We start from the raw sequence: 21656 nt of genomic DNA on the forward strand, positions 1-21656 counted from the left end.
TATTATGGTGCACCATTTTTAAGGTATTGTGCAACAGGCTATCAAAGGTTGTCAGACGCGCTCTGTGCCATGCGCCACCAAACCCCGCAGATCTCGGCCGTGTCCATGTCGACGACAGTGCATAGGAGGTCGCGGACCACCCCTTAGTGGCGAGAGTCGACGTGGAAATTGACAAAGAGCGGCAGACAATCAGGAATCGGCGGCGCCGACTATCGTGATCAACGTGACGAGCACGACAATCATGCCGACGCTGTCAGCGCTGACGTTGCCGATCAGGCTGACGCCGATCATGCTGTCACTGATGTTGCCCTCATATGCTTGCGGTAATCGTCGATCGGCATCAGCAGAAACGACGCAAATGTATCTGCTTGCTCTTGACGCTCTCTGTCTGACTCCTGCCATTTGTTGCTTTGCAAGGCGAGCATTCGAAGTCCAGACCTCGGGCTCGCGCCGTTCGCGTAATCGGAGGCCGTCAACGGCCGACGATGCAAGACGTAGTGCCCCAACTCGTGTGCCAACGTGAAGCGTTCTCGGCCCGGATATCGCGCGGTCGTATTGAAAGGATTTGCCAAGCTGCTCGGGTTGCCGAGCGCCCGTAGGCTCCCGTCGAGGAGCGATCCTACAATTGAAAACATTCGAAGTTTGTTCGCTGGGTTATCGTCTGCGAACCGCGCAAGCAGATGCTTCAGATGCCGCCCATGCAAAGATATTTCATTTCGAGGTAGTCCTCGAGGCCATGGCGGGAACCCTCCCGCCCGATACCGGACTGTTTCATCCCGCCAAAAGGCGCGGCTTCCGAGGACATGCGTCCCGTGTTGATGCCCACCATGCCATATTCCAGGGCCTCGGCCACACGCCAGACACGCTTCAGGTTTGAGGCATAGAAATAGGCGGCAAGGCCGTAGATCGTGTCGTTGGCCTCACGCACGACCTGATCGGCATCGTCGAAGCGAATGATCGGAGCCAACGGCCCGAAAGTCTCTTCTTGGGCGACGGTCATCTCCTTGGATATACCGGTCAGGACGGTTGGTTGGAAAAACGTGCCTTCCTTGCCGATGCGTATGCCCCCGCATCGAATTGTCCCGCCTTTTGCGACGGCATCGGCGATATGGGATTCGATCTTGGCCAGGGAATGCCTGTCGATCAGTGGTCCGATATCCACTCCTGGATCGAAGCCGTCACCAACTGATAAGTGGCGGACCTTCTCCACGAATTTCTCGACGAACTCATCGTGAACGCTCGATTGGACGTAAAGGCGGTTCGCTGAAACGCAAGTCTGGCCGGCATTGCGGAACTTCGCCTGGATCGCACCGTCAACCGCAGCATCGACGTCGGCATCGTCGAAGACGATGAAAGGCGCATTGCCGCCTAGCTCGAGGCTGACCTTCTTGATCTGGTCGGAGCATTGGCGCAAGAGCAGCCGCCCGACCTCAGTCGAGCCGGTGAAGCTGATCTTGCGGACCTTGGGATTGGCGCAGAGTTCACGACCGACCGCATCACCTTCGGACGCATAGATCAGGTTGACGACGCCTTCGGGAAAGCCAGCCTGATGGGCAAGGGAGAACATTGCGCCAGCCACGAGCGGCGTCTGTTCAGCGGGCTTGAGGACGATCGTGCAGCCGGCAGCCAGAGCCGGCGAGATCTTGCGCGCAACCATTGAGGCCGGGAAATTCCATGGTGTTATCGTCCCGACGACGCCGATCGGTTGCTTGATCACCAGCATCCGACGGTCCGTCGATGGTGCGGAGATCGTCTCGCCATAGATGCGATTGGCCTCTTCGGCGTACCATTGCAGATACGCCGCCGCATGCGACACCTCCGACCTGGCTTCGGCAATCGGCTTGCCCATCTCCGCTGTGAGAATCGCAGCGAGATCGCCGGCGTGGTCGACAATCAACTGATGCCATCGCCACAGAACCTCGCTGCGCTCTCGGGCGGTCAAGGCCGCCCATCCAGGCTGCGCGATATAGGCCTTGTCGATCGCAGCGCGTGTCTCCTGCGCGCCCATGTCGGGGAGCTGCGCCAGCACGTCGCCGGTCGACGGGTTGAAGATCTCGAATGTCCGGTCACCAACCGGCGTGCCAAGGGCCGGCACGCCGTCAATGGTGCCAAACAGGTCAGCGGATTTCAGGTGGCGGATCATCGGCAGGCACAGGGGCAATACCGGATTCCTCCTCAACGCAGCGGAGTATGTATGTCGGCAAGGGTGAGGATGTGTATTCCGCACGTCCGGGTTCCTTGTAGGGCCTCGGCCAGACGGCTGGTAGACCACCGTACCCAACTGGAACGGGAAAATACTTTGAATTCTCTAGAAGATGGCTGGAACGCCTGTTCGCGGGAAGCTTCGGGGGGAGCGGGAGGCGATTGTCGGCGACGATCTCGTCCAGCTCGCGCTGCTCGGGGGCTTCCCGAGGCGATCAGCCGTGAGAGCGAACGGCGGCGGCAGGATTGGGCGCGGTCCTACCTGACGTCGGTTCTGACCCGCACCTCAGAGACATTGCCGAGATCGAGAAGCTAACGGAGCTGCCGAAGTTCGTTCGGCTCCTCGCGGAGCATTCGGGGCACTCGGTCAACTATTCGCAGTTCGGCTCCAGCATCAATGTCAGCCACAAGACGGGACAGCCCTATGTCGCGTTGTTGGAGCAGGTGTTCCTCGTTTCGACATTGCAGCCCTGGCACACGAATGCGCTGAAGCGGATCGCCAAGACGGCGAAGCTGCATTTCCTCGATTCCGGCCTGCTCGCCACGGCGCGCGGATTGAGCTTTCGATCGGGTGAAGGCGGACCGCGAGGTGTTTGGCGCGCTTCTGGAAAGCTTCGTGTTCTCCGAAGTCCTAAAGCTCATGACGGCGTCGGACCTGCGACTGGCGCCTTGCCATTTCCGCGACCAGCAGATGCATGAGGTGGACATCGTGCTGGAACGCGACGATGGCATGATCGTGGGGATCGAGGTGAAGGCCGCCGCGACGGCGAAGTCCGGCGACTTTGCGGGCCTGCGGACCTTGGCCGAGGCGTGCAAGGAGCGGTTCGCGCAAGGCGTTGTGCTCTATGACAGCACCGATCTCGTGCCCTTCGGCGACAGGTTGGCCGCGGCGCCATTGTCCTCTTTGTGGGGCTGAGAGCCGTGCAACAATCGGCAAGATCGTCCGCACGGCGGGCGAAGACGGCACGACGACCGGTTTCGGGGAAGTCAGGCGATGATCTGGCCGCGCCGCAAACATCACGTGGCGATGCCACGTACGCACGATGTGGCCAAGATCAGACCTTCCCGTTTCTGACGCAACGCATTAGCGACGGGGCTAATCGGACTGCAGATGTCGGCGGGCCATCCACGCTCTTCTCCCTGATTTTCGCTAACGCGTCTACCAGCTCCGTTCTCCTGGTGGACGCGTGCGGAATCCGGTTCTCGGTCACCAGCATCAGCGCGCTGGCCCGGCACAATGGCGAGGCTCGGCGATCGGCGATTTCGCGCGGCTATGATCAGCACCGAATGTTCTTGGCGCACGGCGAGCCGATCTTCGGGCGGCATGACGCGTACGCACCTTCGCCTGCTCGATGCGGGAAATCCGGATCCCGTCCACCAACTCGCTCGTGTTGCAAACATTGCGGTGTGGAACGTCAGTCTACAGATCGGTTCGGGCAGAGGGGCACCGTGCGAACCTTGTGCTCTGGAAAGCCCACGGGGATCGCGCCTGTTCATCGGCTCACAACTTCGTCATAACGTCACCTCGGCGGACGAGAAAAGATTGTTGAGGCACGGGTACGAGCAGCCTCGGTTGTTCGCTCGATCGAAAGCACCGTGCGGGGAGGAAGTTCGCCATCATGCAGCGCGACAAGATGTTCGTCTGTTTCCTGATCGGCTGCCGTGAGCCGATGATTCAGGCGAAGAAAGTCCATCCAGGTTGGCGTGCGGAATGTCTCTGTCCAAAGTGAAGGCGTTAGGAGGTTGCGCTGGAGCGTCCAGTTTCGTGCACCGGCACGGCTAAGAGCGTGACGCTTTGCGCGCATGCAGCCGAGAAAGGCGTCGATATTCTTCTCTGATATGGAATAGTCGATTTTGGCAACGATCGGGCCACTCCTTGGCTTCAGATCGAGTGCCAGCTCCGGTGCGCGAAAATCCGAACTTTCCTGGTCCGTTTCTTCCCATGGACGTATCGGCAACACCATTCCCGCTGCTGCAACCAGCAACAGACCCCCGGCGGCGCCCTCCAAAGCGGAGGTCAAGGAGTAGTTCTGCGCGACAGAACCCCAAATCCAGCTGCCAGCAGCCATACCGCCAGCGCTCAAGGCGTAGTAGATCGAGAGCGTTCGGCCGACTACCCACCTTGGGCTTGCCAGCTGCACCGACACGTCAATGCCCGTCCAGGTGACAAGCCAACCCGCGCCACCGAGTGCTAGCGAAATGGCCGCCACAGGGACCGACGATGTAAGTGCAAGGGAAAGGCAACATGCTGCACAAGCGATAGAGGCGAATGCCACCAGCCTGTTTTGAGACATGATCTGCCTTAGGAAGCCGTTGCTCATGCCTGCGATGAAGGCTCCGGCGCCGAAGCCGGCCAGCAGAATGCCGTAGGCGATCGGCCCGCTCTTTAACTGATCCCGGACCACGAGAGGCAGCAGCGCGAGGATAGAGATGCTTGCCAAGCCGAAAAGGGTCGCACGGGCGATCGCAGCCCTGATCTCCAAGGACATCACCGTGAAGCGCACCCCGTCGTGAATAGCTGTAGTCATCGCCTCACGAGGGAGAGGCGAAGAGCGAACTTTCCATTTGGTGCGCCATATTGCGCTTAGAGGCGCCAGATCACTCAGCGCGGCCAAGGCGAAAGCGGCCAGGGGTCCAAAGAATGCCAGGATCACGCCGCCCAAAGCCGGACCAACGCTGCGCACAATGTTGTATCCGACAGACATAAGCGTCACCGCAGCCGGAATGTCGCGCTTGTGAAGGATATCGCCAACGGAAGCATGCCAGGCGGGATCATTCAAAGCGAAGCCGCAGCCAGCCAGGAAACCCAGTCCGAGTATCAGCCAAGGATGGACAAAACCCAGCCCCACCGAAATCATCAGTGTCGTTGATGCCAATGCTATCAAAGAGTGCCCCGCAAACATCACCCATCGGCGGCTGAAGTTATCCGCGATGGCGCCGGCGAGAATCGAGAGGAGGAACACCGGCAATGTGGATGCGGCCTGAACGAGTGCGACCATCAGGTCGGAAGCCGAAATGGTGGCCATCAGCCAACTGATGGCAACCGTTTGCACGAGCCAGCCGAGGCTGGATATTTGTGTGGCAGTCCAGATCGAACGAAATGCCGGGTTGCGAAGCGGGGCAAGCGTCGTTGGAACGGATGGATGCGAAACTTCGTGCTGCACTTTTTACCTTCGACGAGCCGGTTATTTAATTCACGGCTGCCACTACTGCCTTTTTGTCTCTGCGATGTTGTGTAATCGGTCAGTACTTCCAGGGCATGAACCAGCAACCGCTTCCGTATGCTCCAAGTTCATCGTTGGCGCCGACATATCGGTCTAGAATGACGCGCTCAATCCCGAGTTCTTAGCAGACATCAGAGTCGGAAATGTCGCATTGAGCCATCGCGGACTGCGCGGCGCGAATCTTGGTGAGCGCGAATTCCTGCCTACTTTGCGGCCGCGCGCCCCGGCTGCGGCGTGTCCGGCCATTCGACGCGGACCTCCAGCTGAGTGTTGCGACGCTCTTCGAAAAGCGCCGTGGTGCCGAGATGCTGAAACGGCGTGACTTCGCACGGGCCGCTTCCTTGCTCAATGGGATCGCGACCCTCGAAAAAGCCTACGCCGACCGGATCATACCCGTCGACGCTGACGTTGTCGAAGAATGGACACGCATGCTCGGCGCCAAGAATAAGAATCGCTGGGACTTGGCACTAGCGGCCACCGCGCGGGTTCACGCGCTTGTCCTTGTCACTCGCAACACCAAGGATTTCGTGGGACGCGGCGAGCGGCTGCTCAACCCCTTTCAGGATCCACCACTCCGTATCATACCTTGGGCCATGCGCGCGCATCCATTTACACGCCCCAAATCATCGCGGCGAATGAGCTTCTGGCGCGCACAGTCAACACACATGCGGAGCTCAACTCGGGACGCGCTTAAATTTCTAGGAGTTGTGGTGACAGTTTTCTCAGGGCCGGATGCAAGGACTAATTTGCCGCAAGAGTAATGCGATCAGCCTCTCGCCTTGGCGGGATGGCTGCGAGAGCCATTTCATCATGTGGCAAAGCCGGATTATTTGGCGCGAACGCTTTGAAATCGGCAACCAAGAGTCGGTCTATGATGCCGCTCTTTCGGAAGGTCGTGGCGGCACTGGACGCAGTCAGATTGAGATCCACCCGCTTGATCGGCGAGCTTCCAGGGCGGCGGCACCCCTCTGTCGATACGGGCGATATGGCGCCAAGGACAGTCCCGTTCCTTCCCGTCGCTGTCCCAAATATGCGGATCGAAACCTTTTGAGAGGTCTGCGACTCGGCAAGCGTGACTTTGTAGGCCGCGAGCGTCGCCGGCGGTGAATTCCGGTTTGCGCTGGTACCGAACATAGCTTGACTCAGGTGGAGGCTGGCTTGAGGCGCGCAAAGGTTGCTCTCTAAGCTCGGTAAACCTGCCGGTCAGTTCGTCGTCAGCTTGTCTGAGTATCAATCGCAACGGGGCCCAAGCTTCTGGAACTTACTGGGAAGAGACCTACGCCTAAGGGGAACGCCATGTACAATCGAATCAGTGTCTCATCCACACGCGCTAGCCAAGCTGACGAACCGAGTCAGTCGGTGAACAGCGACGGCTTTACGAAAACGCTTGCGGATCTCGCACTGCGGAGGAACCTGCCACCTGGGGAGTTGCCCGACAAAATGGGGTGCTGCGCCAGCAAGCCACAGGCCTCGGATCCAAACAACCTCAGTACAGCCTCTCCAGAGAGCACCTCCCTGTTCCAATACAGGACGGCCGAATTGCCTCAGGCGAATGTAGGCGGCATCTGCGTTGGGCTGGCTGCGGAGTGGCTCAGCAATCTCCACAACAGCCCGGGATCGCGAATGACTGCGCTATTACCCGGATCGGACGGGCACGGCTCAGCGGCTGGGTGGCAGCAGCAGTATATGGAGCTCAGGAGTGAGGCGCGAAGCCAGGGAGCAGGATCTTCTCAGGCAAACCTTGAGGCAAAAACCAGCACGTTGCATGCAGCTGGCTTGCAGCCATCTAACAAAGAGAAGGTGTACACGTTCGACGAACCTGCGAGCTTCTCGCGCATGCTGGGCAAAATCACCGCCGATGGATCGAAGTATTTGCTCAGCTTGCGTTTCAACGAAGGTGAAAGACACTCGGTTGCAACGTCGGCGTTGGATGGAAGGACCACGCTCTTCGATCCCAACTATGGAGAATTTACTGTTCAATCAGACCAGACGGGTAGCTTGTTCAATAGCCTCGCCAATCGCTACAGGAACCCCAACGGGCTGCATTTATCGACAATCACCGCGCAAAAAATGTGCTGAGTCGGGCTTGAAGGCCGCCTGACGGGGTCGGAACAAGAGCTGGTCGAATCGTACGCGGCCTTTTCAACCAAAGACAGCTACGGCTGATTTGATAGTGATGCCGCCATGCGGGGCTTCGGCGCATCTGACGTCCCGTGGCGGCACGAAAGGACAGTCGGCAGTTGCAGCGCTGGCGGCACCCGTGACCAGAGAGTCCGCATGATTTCCCGGCCGTGCCGAGTTTTCCGAACGGCGCTTCCAGACAGGACGCCTGAGACCAGCGGAAGCCGATTTCATGGAAATACAGGTCGGCATGTTGCGGGCTGACATGGTGGAAGAGACTCCCCGCGACCGTGCGCCGGACGCGGGAATTGAAACCCTCGACCGAATTGAAGTGGACGGTGTCGCGAACATATTCGTGGCTGGAATGCCTCACGGTTTCATGCTTGGCAAAGCCCTCACCAGTGACGATGAAGGCCTTCGCTTCATCACTCCTCAATGCGCGTGAGGCTCGATCTGTGTTTCCATCGCACGTTCGGCCACGCGCAATGAAAGACCGGTCACGACCGCGGCACGCTCGTCGCCGGCCCGTGTGCCGGGCGTGACGTCGGACGGCCGCCGCACCATCGCCATGACCGGTGCTTTCTCCGTATTCGCCTGACCTTTCCGACCCCGTCCTGGGGTGGGTCATCCGGCCGTTTTCGGGGGCTTCCCCCGAGATGGAAATGGTCGATATCAACCGGGCCGTCGAGCATGTTTTTCCGCGCCACTATCAGCCGCTGTGCGTGACCCATCCGCCAGGGCCGTCGGGGCTCACTCCAAATGATCTCGGCGAGCCGTACCGGGGACAAGCCTTGTCCGACTGGAGCATCAGCCACATGGCTTTCAGCCAAACACGCACGGCCAGCTTTGAAGAGTGCCGAGGGGGATGGGTCGTCACCGTGAACTGGAACCGGCAATCGCCATTGGAACATCGACAAATGCTGGCCGGCACCGAGGCATGATCGAGCATCTCCAGTCGGTTATCGCCAAGATGATGCGCGAGAAGTCTGGCCCGCGCTCGGAGCGCAGCCAGCGCCTGCTCGGTCAACTGGAATTGCAACTCGAGGATTGGCTGCTGCGGCTGCGGGCAAGGATGCTGCCGAGGCGGGTCAGAGCGCCGGGGTGCGGGTTCAAGAGGCCACACCACGCTCCGCGCGCGATACTATGCCGCGCCGTTTCTGGGCTCCCTCTACCGCAGGCTGTTCGTCAGCGTCTCGACAGCTCGCCAGAGTAGCATGAAAGCGTCGTGCATATCTAATCTGTGAACGTAGGAGATTAACATGGACCCGAACCGCTTCAATCCATTCAGTCCGGATTGGCAGCAATACTACGCCGCGCTGACACAGCAGCGGGCAGGACAGGCGCAGCAGGCGGGGGAGGCTGGGCGAGAGGACTTTCAGCAGCATCTGAGCGATGCGGCCACGGCTGGCCCGTCGTCCCGGCAGCGGTATTTTGCCGCTCCTGGAGACGAGCGCCTCATCCAGCAGGCGGCTGATTATGAGATGGGTCGCGGGATTACGTCGGAGTCTCTCGTCACCAGACGTACCGGTCTGCGGAAGTTGTCTCAGAAGCTCCAAGAGATTCGTGGGGTGGGTATCGCTGGACTCAGTGACGATTCGCTCCGCGACTTTGCTCGGGAGTACTTCCCGGGCAACAGGGGGATCACGAAGGGGTTGAGCATGCTTAAGCGGTACCGTCAGACCCAAGGGGAGGGTTCTTCGCGAGCCGCGGAGGGCTACTCTGGCCAGCCAGTGCATCAGCCGGCCCCATCGCCGGTATCGAGTTTCGATCAAGACGAGATTTGGCGATTGCATGATGCGGCGGAACAACCCGCCCCTTCGCCGCACAGTGTCAACTCGACGGAGTTTTGGGCGGGCGTGGATCAAAGGGGCCAGTTGCCAACCGATAGTTGGAATACGACGAACTTTTGGCGGGGCCTAGATTCACCCGCTCATTCGCCAGCGCCAAGCGTCAATCAACCAAGCCCGCCATCCATGGAGCAAAGCGCCTGGGCATCGTTTTTTGGGCCAACATACGTGCCTTACGCGCCGCCTCCGGCGCCGGATCTAGCAGTGTACGTCCCGGACTGGCAACACGGCGACCAACGGGCGTCTGTGGACCTCATGCGCGGAATGCACTGGCAGAACGTACTGCCCAGCGCGTCCCAGCCGCAGACAAATTTCACCGTTAATGGCGTGCCCTACACGGCCGCGTTGGGGCGATCAGGCAGGCAAGATGACATTCAAGTCTACCGAGCCTGAACAGATGACTGCCGCACGGCAAACAGGGGTTCTTCCGCATATTTGGTGCAGGAACTACTTGTTTTCGGGTGTCCCCTTGTCCGGTTGGGTCAAGCGGCTGCCAGCAGTGGATAGGCAGCGCGCCCATACATCTGCCGCTTGATCGTCTTGAGGCGGTTGATCTGGCCTTCGACCGGGCTCGTACTCCAGGGCTGGGTGATTGCCGCTCCGACAGCCTCAATGTCACGGCCGATGCCACGGCCAGCTCACTGGCCGTGGCATCGGCGATCCATTGCTCGAGGCCGGCATCATCGTCGCCGCGTATCACTGCAGCAAAGCGGCGGGCGAGTTCGCCCGCGATCGAAAGCTCCGGCGCATTTTCATGGAGAGCCGCTTGGTCCGCTCATCGAGAGATGTCGGGTCTTCGCTCAGTAGCCATGCACAATTCCGGGGCGATGGCGGCCGCCACCGCGAATTTGGTGGAGCGGTCGATGACCGCTCCTTCGGGCGGCTGTCCACCTGTAGATGGTCGCCCCTGCTGCCTTCAAAGCCGCGATTCTTGATTTCGGTCCACAGCTGCAGCCCGTTGCGCTGGCCATCCTCCCAGCGATTTTCGAGATAGTCTCGAAAAGGATCCATGAGGACGGAGCGCGAGGGTGGTCGCCGGTGCTCGGGTTCAAATATGCGGAAGGACCCAATCAAGGTGAAACTCGTATTGCCCTGATCGTCCGCTATACTCGTCAGCTTCTCAATGGCTAAGCTTTGCTATACATCGAGATGGCTGTAGAAGATCAATCCCCGATGGATCAGCTGTTCGGCAGCCCAGTTCATAATACGTAATCTTTGGTGGCACCACTGGCGAACTTCGTCAGCTGGTTGTCAGCTCGTACAGCTAAAGCATTGGGCCATTATTGATAGTTGCGGACACTAGGCGTCGCACAGACAAACGTGAGGCGAGTGCCGCCAACAGGTGAGGACGGCTGTGCTGATCGCTGCCTATCGAACCTTGGGTCTAGGCAAGCTGGGTCGCTCGGTCGCCGCCCAAGCTCACTTCCTTGAAATTCGAGCTTGTCATTGATGCGGTGGGCATTGCGTTTGCCTCGACGATTGTGGCGCCCCAGCTGCAGCATCGGTGGACACCACATCCGAGAAGCTGCTCTGGATCTGATGGGCGATCGATCCCGCCAGTTCGTACTTACACATCCTCAACTGCATGGGAGATGAATCTTGACGCGCATTCACCGCCGTTGGCGGTCAAACATGTCGAATTCTGAAGCCGACGCTAGCCTGCGAGTCGATAGTGAGCGCAATGAACGACCCGGAGTCGCTCGAGACCAATCATTCAGCTCTGTGCTGGAGGATGTTCGCTCCAAGCCTGAGCAGTCCGGCGCACCCTGTCGAGAACAAAACTCGGAGCGCTCTGACGACGAACACCATCGGGGTGATCGAGCGCGTCTGGGTTTGCACGCTAGCGCTCTCGGCGCGAAGGAAGCATACGTGCCTGCCCTGCGCGCTCAGTCGAGAAGGCGACGTCTAGACGAGGCGTCCGGGCACAACGCTCAGGAGCGCATTTATCGATCTTACCGTGACGCCCTCGCTCAGGAGCCAGAATCGTCGCATTTTGGAGATGGACGCTGGCATCCCGATCAGGAAACTGAGACTTCGCAAACAGAGGCGACAGCGCGTCACAAACGAGTCATGCCCGACGTGGGGTCTGAACCAAAGAGACGTCGCATCGGCGACGTCGCCACCGGGAGCGACGACCGCCGGTTTAGACCAGATCCTGCTGAGCTAAATCGCGACCCGAGCTCCGCTCGTCTGGGCGGCGAAGCGTTGCAACGCAGTCGAACGTCTGGGAGCTTGCAAAGAGACACTCTCCAAGAACCTGAACGGTCCGGGCCTGACCTGCGGGGCAGGCCAGTCAAGCGGCGCATCAACGAGGTGGTGCCGCAAAGGGCGCATGGTAAGGAAGCGCATGGACGCGCGGACCTCGAGCGCTCGAGGCTTCGTGAGGGGATGGAGACTCTTGACCGCGCTGGCCGCGCTCATGACTTCTATGCATTCTCAACTGCCGTAGTGGACTATGCCAAACAGCTGAGGATGCCGAGCCTCGCAACTTTCCTGGAGAGGGCTGCGGCTCTGTTTGAAAGCGACTTTATCCCGCGATGGGAGGACAATGTACGCGCTAACCAAAGCTGGGGTTACGCCCTCGCCTGCAATGCGGTGAGCCGCGAGGCCGGAGGTCAGGCGGGCATAGATGCGTGCAAGGCGATGGCAACTCACGTCTCGCAGCTTAATGACGCGCTCATGAAGAAAGTGGACCTGAGGGCGCTTTCCCTATTTGCGGTTTCATTCGGGCGGCATCCACAATCGACGACATGCCGTAATGGGACAATTAGGATCGCGAAGTTCTTTTGCGAGGAGAACCTGGCGCTTCAGCATCTGAATGATCTGAGTCTTTCATCGCTGGCGAATGGGTTCAGCAAGTGGCCGGAAAGGACGGAGTGTCGCGATGGCATGGTCGCGATTGCAAGCGAGCTCCTTCGGCGCGCCAAAAACAAGGGGCTTTCCGACATCGGTCAGCTGCAACTGCCCGGTTTGGTGAACGCTCTCTGCAAGTGGCCGAAGGAGGCGATCTGTCGCAAGGCGACTGCCGCGATTGCCGATGATGTCGTTCGTCGCGCGCAACTTTCACGATACAATTCTCAGGCGCTTACGAACCTAGTGAACGGTTTCAGCAAATGGCCGGAAGAGGCAAGGTTTGAGCGCGCGACACTCCCAATCGCCACCGAGGTGACACGACGCCCGCTAGCTGACTTTGAACCACAGGGCCTGGCAAACTTGGTGAACGGTTTCGGCAAGTGGCCGGACCAGCGGCCTGCTCGCCGCGCGGGGGTCGCAATTGCCGCTGCAGTCTGTCGTCGCCAGCTCTCTGACTTCGATCCGCAGAACCTGGCCCTCCTTGTGAACGGTTTCAGCAAATGGCCGAAAAAAGAGGACTGTCGAGAGGCCACCGTGGCAATCGCCGGGCAAATCCTGCAGCGGAGATTACGTGATTTCACTCCACAGGCTTTGGTGAACCTGGTGAACGGTTTCAGCAAGTGGACCGAGGAAGCGGACTGTAGAGCGGGCACAGCGGCAATTGCTGGGGAGATCCTCCGCACCGCGCTGCGCGGTATCACTCGGCCGGCCCTGGCCGTCCTGGTGAACGGCTTCAGCAAGTGGCCGGATGACCCGAGATGTCACGCAGGCGCGCTCGCCATCGCTCCTGAAATTCTTGAGCTCGCCCGCGGACCGGACGGTCTTTCCGCTTTCAACGAGCTGGGCCTGGCGAACCTGGTGAACGGCTTCAGCAAGTGGCCGCAAGAGAGGGTCTGTCGCAAGACGGTCGTCGCGGTGGCCGAGGAGATCATCGGCTTCCCCGACCGGCTCCCTCATTGCAGCCAGCAGGATCTGGCCAATCTGGCGAACGGTTTCAGCAAGTGGCCTGAAAAGCTGGCTTGCGGGGAAGCCACAGTCGCAGTCGCCAGCGAGATCCTTGACCTTGCCGGCCGCCATGGCCGGCTCTCTGGTTTTACTGAGAGGTCGCTTGCGAGCCTGGTGAATGCGTTCAGCAAATGGCCTGACCGCACGCCGACTCTTCAAGCCTCAACCGCCATCGCCAATGAGCTCCTCAGCCGCCCCGATCGGCTCTTGTTTTTTACTCGACAGGAGTCCTCAAACCTGGTGAATGGCTTCAGCAAATGGCCGAAAGAGGAGAGCTGCCGCCAAGCAACAGCCGCAATCTCCCGCGATGTTCGCGCCCGCCACAGGCTCTCCGATTTTAATAGCCTGGAGCTGACAAACCTGGCGAACGGCTTCAGCAAGTGGCCTTCAGACGAAGACTGTTCCGAAGCCTCAGTCGCTATCGCTCGGGAGATCCTCTGCCGCCGCTTGTCCGATTTTACGCCGCAGCAACAGGCCGACCTGATGAACAGCCTCATCAGATGGCGGGGAGAGGCGACGTGCAGCCAGGCAATCGTGCATCTCGCATGCGACCTGGGTCGCGGAGGCCAACGATTCGCTACTTTCACAACGCCCCAGCTCAGCAGGATAGCTAACGCCGTGGGGCTAAGTTTCATGAGGGCGGAGGAAGCTGGAGATATTGCTGACGCCACTGTGCTGAAAGACCGGCTGCACCAGCTGGTGCATTACTTGCACTATGCAAATGATCGGCTCGAGCAAGCCGATGTTTTGAGCATTATCAACATCTTCAAGCCGCTGGGAAAGGCTCGGCTGTTTGACGATCTCGCTTTGCTGGCACCGACAGGGTTGGGTCGGCTCGAAGAATTGGTGCATGCCCCTGGGTTTGCCGCGGAGAACAACCTCGAATCCATGGGAAACATTTGTATCGCTCTGCTCCCGCTCGCCCGAAGCCCGCAGAAATCGATGCTCTGGCACCGAAGGCAAGCGCTAAACCTGCTGAACGATCTCCAACCAGGTTTGGAGCAGAAGATCGCGGCATATCTAAACGCAACCAATGGCGAGCGGCGGAGCCGTGGCCCGTTATCGAGCCGCCGTCCCGCGCTCTCGATCTTTCAAGCGCTCAAGGGGCGTGAGGTCCTGGCGAGTTTGTACCGACGACCGTATGTCGAGGGCCAGAAGTCCGACTTGGCTATGCGGCGGCAACAGCTGGAGCGCGAGACCAAGAAGATCCTGGCCGAGACGCGGAACCTCATAGAAAGCGATCTTTCCAACATGAGCTGGAATCTGATTGCGCAGATCGAAGGGGACGATGCGCTTGATGCGCTCGACTCGTTCATGACGCTGGATGAGGGGGCGATCCGGAGTCAACATCCGCCGTCCGTCTTTGATATGCATCAAGTATTACTGACCATGGATCACGAGCCACGACCGCCCAAGGGTGAGGCGGGACTGATGCAGTTGCCAGTCGTTGACCTGCAGGGGCGCCGGCTGGCCGCGGACGCTGAGCCGCGATACTCGATCCTTCATCGCCTGACCTCGGGAGCCGTTCCGTTAGTAGCGGTCCAACTGCCGGGAAAGCCGAGCCCCTTCATGTTAAGGCGCGTGTTCTGTGTCGATGATGTACCTTACCGCATGGACGTGTTCGGCGGAAGCAAGTTAAAGGCGCCGAAGCCAACCCTGTCGCAGATCGCCGCCGTCGCTCCGGGCGAGCAAGGACCCAAGGCTTCCGGCGGGAAGCTGCTGGCGATCCCGTATGCCGAGACCGCACCGGGTACGGCATTCGAACAGCTATCGCGCGCCTGGGCGCCTTTCAAAGAGGCCTATTACTACACGCAGCGCAGAGGCTTTGCTGCACCTCCTGCCATCAAAGATCTAGGCCCTCATGACTACGCGCTGGAGGGCAATTTCAAGTTGTCGCTGCTGCCGGACCGCCCTGCCGGCGAGGAGCATCCCTTTAAGCTGACTGGACCGGAAGGCTCGATAGCTTTGCGGCCGCATGACGGTTGCGGCTTCATCAGAGCCTCACTGGCGGAGCGTATGCTAGCTGTTCGCCGCGCTGGGCGGCAGGATGGGCCTGATCGGGTGCCTGCTTTCGCGGAGGGAAGGAAATCGTCGCTCCCCGCCACGGCGCTGCAATATTATTCGCGAAGCGAGCGGGTGGCGGAAGAGGCGCGCGAGAAAGCCAACAGCTGGCTTGAGACCAAAAAAGGAGATGCGCTGACGTCCGAAGAGTTGTTTCGCACCGTGACGGCCGGACGCATCGAAGGTCCCGGCGCGGTTGCCGTGCCATCCAATGATGGCCGTCTGCATGTGCCTAAACTTAAGAGCGAAGGGCTGACGGGTACGGCTGGCGTGCTGATCGGCCGCTCCCCATACGATAAGCCAAACTTGCGCCCATTAAGGCCTGAACAAGTCAAGTCGTCAGCCGATGGCGACCCAACTGCGGCATTCCTCGATAAATGCGTGGCCATGCAATACAGCTTCAATGTCGCCGAGAAGTCGGGGGAGCAACTGGCGAGCGACGATCCCACCTTTTTCGCCAAAGGCATTCTCATCGTGGTGCCTGACGCGATGTGGCCGGCCAACTACCGAGATCGTGGGATGGTATTGTCGGCGGAGGACGTTAAGTCCCATTCGGGCTGGACCCGCCGCAAAGAGCGGGTTACGGCGAACACCTCACTTGATTGTGTCGGCATCCTCCAGGCGACAGAGGTATTTGCTCCGGGGTCCTTGGTCGCCGTGCCGCCCGATCAACAAAAGAAACTCGACGGCGACTTCGATGGGGATACGGTCATTATTCTCGGCGACCGGCCGCAGCTCTATGAGCATGTTCGGCAGTTCGATGAGGCGGAGCAAGCTCGCGGAGTCCGCTCACTCAAGCCGCCAAAATCGCATACCGCCGCGATCGAGGACGGCAGGTACAATTTCAGTCGTGCCAGCCAGATTCTCGCTGCCACGCAGAACACTTTGGAAATCTATAGTACTTTGCAGCGAAATTTTCTGGCTCAATCAGATCAGGCCCGGCGCTGGTTTGCCGAGCGGGCCATCTTCGGTACCTACGAAGGTATTCACCACGAGCTCAGAAGTGCCCTACGTGACTTGTTGAACCAGGAAGAGGTGAGCGGCCAGGATATCCCCCCCCAACTCGAAAGGGTGATGCGCGAGATCGAGCTCGCAGAGCATCCGGTCGCTCGCGAGATCAGCGAATTGCTCGCGGCCGACTTGGAGGCGTGGGCTGCTGGTGCGAATGGGGACGTCCCGCCCGAGACAATCGAACGCGGCACCGTCAACGATGGCGTGAGCCAGGCGGTTTCGGAGTTGCTTCCACACCTGGCCGAAGCCTATCAGGCCTCCGCTCACCCACGCGACCGCGTTCAGGCCTTACTCGACCACTACCCTGCGCGCATCGATCCTCGACCCGATGGCTACGAGCCGGACGACCTCATACAAAGCGCAAGCAATCTCCTGAGTCTCGGCAACAAGGTCGGGACCGACGCCTATAAATCCGACACAAGTGCCCAACTCTTCCTGAAAAAAAGCCAAGCGCTGCAGCGCCTCCTGCAACAGACGCCGGGCCTAAGGTCCGTGCCCTACGTCAAAGGCGTAGCAGCCACGCTCAAGCACGGCAGGTTCGATGTCGATGCGTCATTGGAGGATCTGAGGGACAATCCAACGCTAACGGCTTCAGTGATGGAAGCCGCTATCAAGCTCGCGGCGGACAAGCATATCCTGCCGGAACCCTTCGGTCGACAGCTGACGGCCGAAGATTCCGCTATGACGATGACCCCCAAGGAAGCCGCGGATCGCGCAGAGATCGAGCGTGCTAGAGCCGCAGCGGAAGAGAAGGAGATTACCACAGCGGTACTTAGAGTTGCCGAAATCCTAAGGCGAGCGGATATCGACGTCAGCATGCCCCGTTTGGATCGCCCCGTGAGATCGGTAGGATCACTGACAGACCAACTGACGGGAACGAGCGCTAAGTCTGACAGCGACGCCCAGCTGATCAGCAACGCCGTGCGGCATGTCTTCGAAATCCCTGACAAGGTCTTTGCACGTGGTTTCAAAAAAGCCATTTTGGCATTTGACGAGCGGGGCTACGCTGAGGTCAGCACGACCAACTGGTTCAGGATGCGAGATCCAACCTTCATCGGCGTCACCAGTGTGCTCACCACGCCGGACGGATATCGCTTTGCGCTAGAGTTCCATACGCCACAGAGCTATCAGGCTAAGCTTACCAACCACGATACCTACAAGAAGCGGGACAAGCTGCGGCTCGAACTGAGCGGAGATGCTCTGGTGCAAGCTACGCAAGAACTTGCCCAGAGTGCACGAGAGGTCTGTAAGGACGTGGCGATTCCAGAAGGCGCCAGGGAGCTTCCTCATTGGGGAATCGAACTGGACGCTCGACCATCTGCCGGTGCGACCTTTGGCCTGCGAACTGCCGAACGGCCACGGTTGCCCGAGAAATCACCGATGGCCAAAGAGGTCGTCTCGTCACTCGGTTCGCGGCCGATTGTGCTCGTCGGGCTGCCGGGCGCCGGCAAGTCCTCCATCGGCCCAGCTCTCGCGCGGCGACTCGGGCTCGCCTTCGTCGACTCCGATAAAAAAATCGAAAGAGAGACCGGCATGTCGATCACGGAAATTTTCGATGCCGAAGACAAAGGCAAGCAGTGGTTCAGGGACCGCGAGGCGAGCTTGATCGCGCAGTGTGTCGAGAAAGGGAAGGTGGTCCTCGCAACTGGCGGCGGCGCCTTCGAGCGTGAGGAAACCCGGCGCCTGATCCTGGACAATACGGTCTCGATCTGGCTCGACACTGACCGAGGCGAGATCTGGAAGCGCCTTGCGAATGACACCAGCCGCCCGTTGCTGCGGACCGACGAGGCAGAGGAGACCAGCGGGCCGCAGAGCTCCGACAAGAGGGCCATCAAGAAGGAGCGTTTCGAGGAAATCGTGCAGGAGCGCACGCCGCATTACCGCCAAGCCAATCTCACAGTCGTTCCGCCCCATAAAAGGAACAACAACAGGAACGCCGAAGCATGCGTGGCGGCCCTGCACGGCTATCTCAGCGGCGGCGCAGGGCAGGGTGCTCGGCAGGCCGGCTCGTTTCAGGAGCTTCCTGCTGCGCCAAGCTCTCAGGGGGCGGGATGCGCGACTACAGTCAAAGTGGGACTCTCATCCTGATCACGCTACGGCAAGGGGAGAACGAAGGCCAGTGGTTTCTTACCACGACCGCGGATGCAGCGCTGCTGGCGTTCATTGGCGTTTCGTCGAGCAGCGGCCCGCCTTTGGCTATCGCGGCATCACCGCGCTGGTGAACCGCGAGCTCACGCCGACGAGGTTGGCCGTCGCCAACCGCAAAGCGGAAGCTTTCTTTGCAATCTGCCAGCCCGGTTTCCACTCCATTGCCGGCGACTGGAACAAGGCAACGCCTCCCCAGCATCTGAGTATTGAGTTTATTCGGCTTTTCAACTTTGGCACCGGACTTGCGCCCCTTCGCATATTCGCGGCACCAGGAGATGCCGCCGCCTGTGGAGGACGGCCTTATGCAAGAAACATTCTACGAGGTCATGCGCCGGCAGGGGATCACCCGCCGAAGTTTCCTCAAATTCTGCAGCCTGACGGCGGCTTCCCTCGGCCTTGGACCGGCCTTCGCGCCGAAAATAGCTTACGCGATGGAGTCCAAACCGCGCATTCCGGTACTGTGGCTGCACGGGCTCGAATGCACCTGCTGCTCCGAAAGCTTCATCCGCTCGGCGCACCCGCTCGCCAAGGACGTCGTGCTGTCGATGCTTTCACTCGATTATGACGACACGCTCATGGCGGCCGCCGGCCACCAGGCCGAGGCGATCGTCGACGAGGTCGTCGAACAGTACAAAGGCAACTACATCCTCGCGGTCGAAGGCAATCCGCCGCTCAACGAGGACGGCATGTTCTGCATCATCGGCGGTAGGCCCTTCATCGACCAGCTCCGGCATGCCGCCTCAAGCGCCAAGGCGATCATCTCCTGGGGCTCCTGCGCCTCCTGGGGCTGCGTGCAGGCCGCGCGGCCGAACCCGACGCGGGCCACGCCCGTCGATAAGGTTCCCGGCCTGCCGGACAAGCCGATCATCAAGGTGCCCGGTTGCCCGCCGATCGCAGAAGTGATGACGGCCGTCATCACTTATATCCTGACCTTCGAGAAATTCCCCGAACTCGACCGGCAAGGCCGGCCTAAAATGTTCTACAGTCAGCGCATCCACGACAAATGCTATCGGCGCCCGCATTTCGACGCGGGCCAGTTCGTCGAGTCCTTCGATGACGAGGGCGCGCGCAAGGGCTATTGCCTCTATAAGGTCGGCTGCAAGGGACCGACCACCTACAACGCCTGCTCGACGGTGCGCTGGAACGGCGGCCTCTCCTTCCCGATCCAGGCCGGCCATCCCTGCATCGGCTGCTCCGAGGACGGCTTCTGGGACAAGGGCGATTTCTACAGCCGCCTGACCCGCGTCCACGGCTTCGGCATCGAGGCCGATGCCGACAGGATCGGAACGATGGCCGCGACCGTGGTCGGCGCCGCCGCGGCCGCGCATGCTGCGGCAAGCGTGGTCAAGCGGATGCGCGAAAAAGGAGGGAACACCTGATGGGCATCCAGACGCCGAACGGCTTCAATCTCGACACCTCCGGCCAGCGCGTCGTGGTCGATCCGGTCACGCGGATCGAAGGCCACATGCGCTGCGAGGTGAACATCGACGAGAACAGCATCATCCGCAACGCGGTCTCGACCGGCACCATGTGGCGCGGGCTCGAGGTCATCCTCAAGGGCCGCGACCCGCGCGACGCCTGGGCCTTCACGCAGCGCATCTGCGGGGTGTGCACCGGCACGCACGCGCTCACCTCCGTGCGTGCGGTCGAGGACGCGCTGGGCATCATGATCCCGGAGAACGCCAATTCGATCCGCAACATCATGCAGCTCTCGCTGCAGGTGCACGACCATCTGGTCCACTTCTACCACCTGCACGCGCTGGACTGGGTCAACCCGGTCAACGCATTGAGAGCCGACCCGAAGGCGACGTCGGAGCTGCAGCAGGCGGTTTCGCCGAGCCACCCGATGTCCTCGCCGGGCTATTTCCGCGACATCCAGAACCGGCTGCGCAAGTTCGTGGAGAGCGGCCAGCTCGGGCCGTTCAAGAACGGTTACTGGACCAACCCAGCCTATCTGCTGCCGCCGGAAGCCGACCTGATGGCGGTGACGCACTATCTGGAAGCGCTTGACTTCCAGAAGGAGATCATGACGACGCGCACGATCTTCGGCGGCAAGGACACCCATCCCAACTGGCTGGTGGGAGGCGTACCCTGTGCGATCAACATCGACGGTGAGATGGCGGCCGGCGCGCCGATCAACATGGAGCGGCTGAACTACGTCCGCAGCGTCATCGAGCGTACCATCGCCTTCGTCGACAACGTCTACGTCCCCGACATCATCGCGATCGGCAATCTCTACAAGGCCTGGCTCTACGGCGGCGGCCTGTCGGGCAAGAGCGTGCTCGCCTATGGCGATATCCCCGACAAGGCCAACGACCATTCTGCCGCCAACCTGATGATGCCGCAGGGTGCGATCATCAACGGCAATCTCAAGGAGGTGCTGCCGGTCGACCTGCGCGATCCCGAGCAGATCCAGGAATTCGTGCCGCACTCCTGGTACAAATATCCGGACGAGGCCAAGGGCCTGCACCCCTGGGACGGCGTCACCCAGCCGCATTACGAATTGGGGCCCAATGCCAAGGGCACACGCACCAACATCATCGAGCTGGACGAGTCGGCAAAATATTCCTGGATCAAGGCACCGCGATGGCGCGGCCACGCCATGGAGGTCGGCCCGCTCGCCCGCTATGTCGTCGGCTATGCCCAGGGCCACGAGGAAATCAAGGAACAAGTCGATTCCACGCTGCGCGCTCTCGGCGCGCCGTTCAACGCGCTCTTTTCCACGCTCGGCCGCACCGCTGCGCGCGCTCTAGAAGCGCAGTGGGCGGCCCGCAAGCAGGCCTACTTCCTGGACAAGCTGATCGCCAACATCAAAGCCGGCGACTCCTCCACGGCCAACACGAAGAAATGGGACCCGAAGACCTGGCCGGCCGAGATCAAGGGCGTCGGCTTCACCGAGGCGCCGCGTGGCGCACTGGGTCACTGGATACGGATCAAGAACGGCCGCATCGAGAACTACCAGTGCGTCGTGCCGACCACCTGGAACGGCTCTCCGCGCGACCATGCCGGCAATCTCGGCGCCTTCGAGGCCTCGTTGATGGACACCAAGGTCGAGCGCCCCGAGGAGCCGGTCGAAATCCTGCGGATCATACACAGCTTCGATCCGTGCCTTGCCTGCTCGACCCACGTGATGGGGCCGGACGGCCGGGAACTGGCCGATGTCAAAGTGCGGTAGGAAGGGATT

The 21656-nt window shown here is 60.3% G+C and carries 7 protein-coding genes and 2 pseudogenes; 5 read left to right on the plus strand and 4 right to left on the minus strand.

Annotation, left to right across the window (positions count from 1 at the left end):
* Window positions 1-287 precede the first annotated feature (287 nt).
* Together MAXJ12_RS40100 and MAXJ12_RS22710 are read right to left on the minus strand one after the other, a co-directional pair.
* Window positions 288-635, minus strand: coding sequence for an ImmA/IrrE family metallo-endopeptidase (locus MAXJ12_RS40100; RefSeq protein WP_008838356.1), 348 nt, complete (start codon window positions 633-635; stop codon window positions 288-290).
* A gap of 50 nt (window positions 636-685) precedes the next feature.
* Window positions 686-2143, minus strand: coding sequence for an NAD-dependent succinate-semialdehyde dehydrogenase (locus tag MAXJ12_RS22710; RefSeq protein ID WP_420492387.1), 1458 nt, complete (start codon window positions 2141-2143; stop codon window positions 686-688).
* A gap of 193 nt (window positions 2144-2336) precedes the next feature.
* On the opposite strand from MAXJ12_RS22710, the pseudogene MAXJ12_RS36955 reads away from it, so the two are divergent.
* Window positions 2337-3118: pseudogene (locus MAXJ12_RS36955) on the plus strand (ATP-binding protein); the annotation flags it as partial.
* Between the two features lie 604 nt (window positions 3119-3722).
* On the opposite strand, the gene MAXJ12_RS22720 reads toward MAXJ12_RS36955, so the two are convergent.
* Window positions 3723-5366: an MFS transporter gene (locus MAXJ12_RS22720; RefSeq protein WP_008838360.1), complete on the minus strand. Its 1644-nt coding sequence runs from the start codon at window positions 5364-5366 to the stop codon at window positions 3723-3725.
* 1419 nt (window positions 5367-6785) lie between these two features.
* On the opposite strand from MAXJ12_RS22720, the gene MAXJ12_RS22730 reads away from it, so the two are divergent.
* Complete coding sequence (locus MAXJ12_RS22730; protein WP_244421563.1) at window positions 6786-7505, plus strand: YopT-type cysteine protease domain-containing protein; 720 nt, start codon at window positions 6786-6788, stop codon at window positions 7503-7505.
* 63 nt (window positions 7506-7568) lie between these two features.
* Here the strand turns inward: MAXJ12_RS22730 and MAXJ12_RS22735 are convergent.
* A pseudogene (locus MAXJ12_RS22735) lies at window positions 7569-8460 on the minus strand (IS1595 family transposase); the annotation flags it as partial.
* 3322 nt (window positions 8461-11782) lie between these two features.
* On the opposite strand from MAXJ12_RS22735, the gene xopAD reads away from it, so the two are divergent.
* The 3 genes from xopAD to MAXJ12_RS22765 all read left to right on the plus strand — a co-directional run bounded on the left by xopAD (window position 11783) and on the right by MAXJ12_RS22765 (window position 21647).
* On the plus strand, window positions 11783-18412 hold the full coding sequence (xopAD, locus tag MAXJ12_RS22755) for a XopAD/skwp family type III secretion system effector (RefSeq protein ID WP_244421564.1): 6630 nt from the start codon (window positions 11783-11785) through the stop codon (window positions 18410-18412).
* A gap of 362 nt (window positions 18413-18774) precedes the next feature.
* Window positions 18775-19851, plus strand: a complete 1077-nt coding sequence (locus MAXJ12_RS22760; RefSeq protein WP_008838369.1) for a hydrogenase small subunit — start codon at window positions 18775-18777, stop codon at window positions 19849-19851.
* Entirely contained in the window at window positions 19851-21647 is a 1797-nt protein-coding gene (locus tag MAXJ12_RS22765) for a nickel-dependent hydrogenase large subunit (protein WP_008838370.1), read from the plus strand. Before MAXJ12_RS22760 ends, MAXJ12_RS22765 begins: the two co-directional genes overlap by 1 nt.
* Window positions 21648-21656 lie beyond the last annotated feature (9 nt).

Source organism: Mesorhizobium alhagi CCNWXJ12-2, from assembly GCF_000236565.1.
Lineage (GTDB): Bacteria > Pseudomonadota > Alphaproteobacteria > Rhizobiales > Rhizobiaceae > Allomesorhizobium > Allomesorhizobium alhagi.

Bases quoted from the DNA above. Each gene is read 5' to 3' on its own strand.
- MAXJ12_RS22710 (WP_420492387.1), bottom strand. From the start codon at position 2,143: ATGATCCGCCACCTGAAATCCGCTGACCTGTTTGGCACCATTGACGGC.
- MAXJ12_RS22760 (WP_008838369.1), top strand. From the start codon at position 18,775: ATGCAAGAAACATTCTACGAGGTCATGCGCCGGCAGGGGATCACCCGC.
- MAXJ12_RS40100 (WP_008838356.1), bottom strand. From the start codon at position 635: ATGTTTTCAATTGTAGGATCGCTCCTCGACGGGAGCCTACGGGCGCTC.
- MAXJ12_RS22765 (WP_008838370.1), top strand. From the start codon at position 19,851: ATGGGCATCCAGACGCCGAACGGCTTCAATCTCGACACCTCCGGCCAG.
- xopAD (WP_244421564.1), top strand. From the start codon at position 11,783: ATGGAGACTCTTGACCGCGCTGGCCGCGCTCATGACTTCTATGCATTC.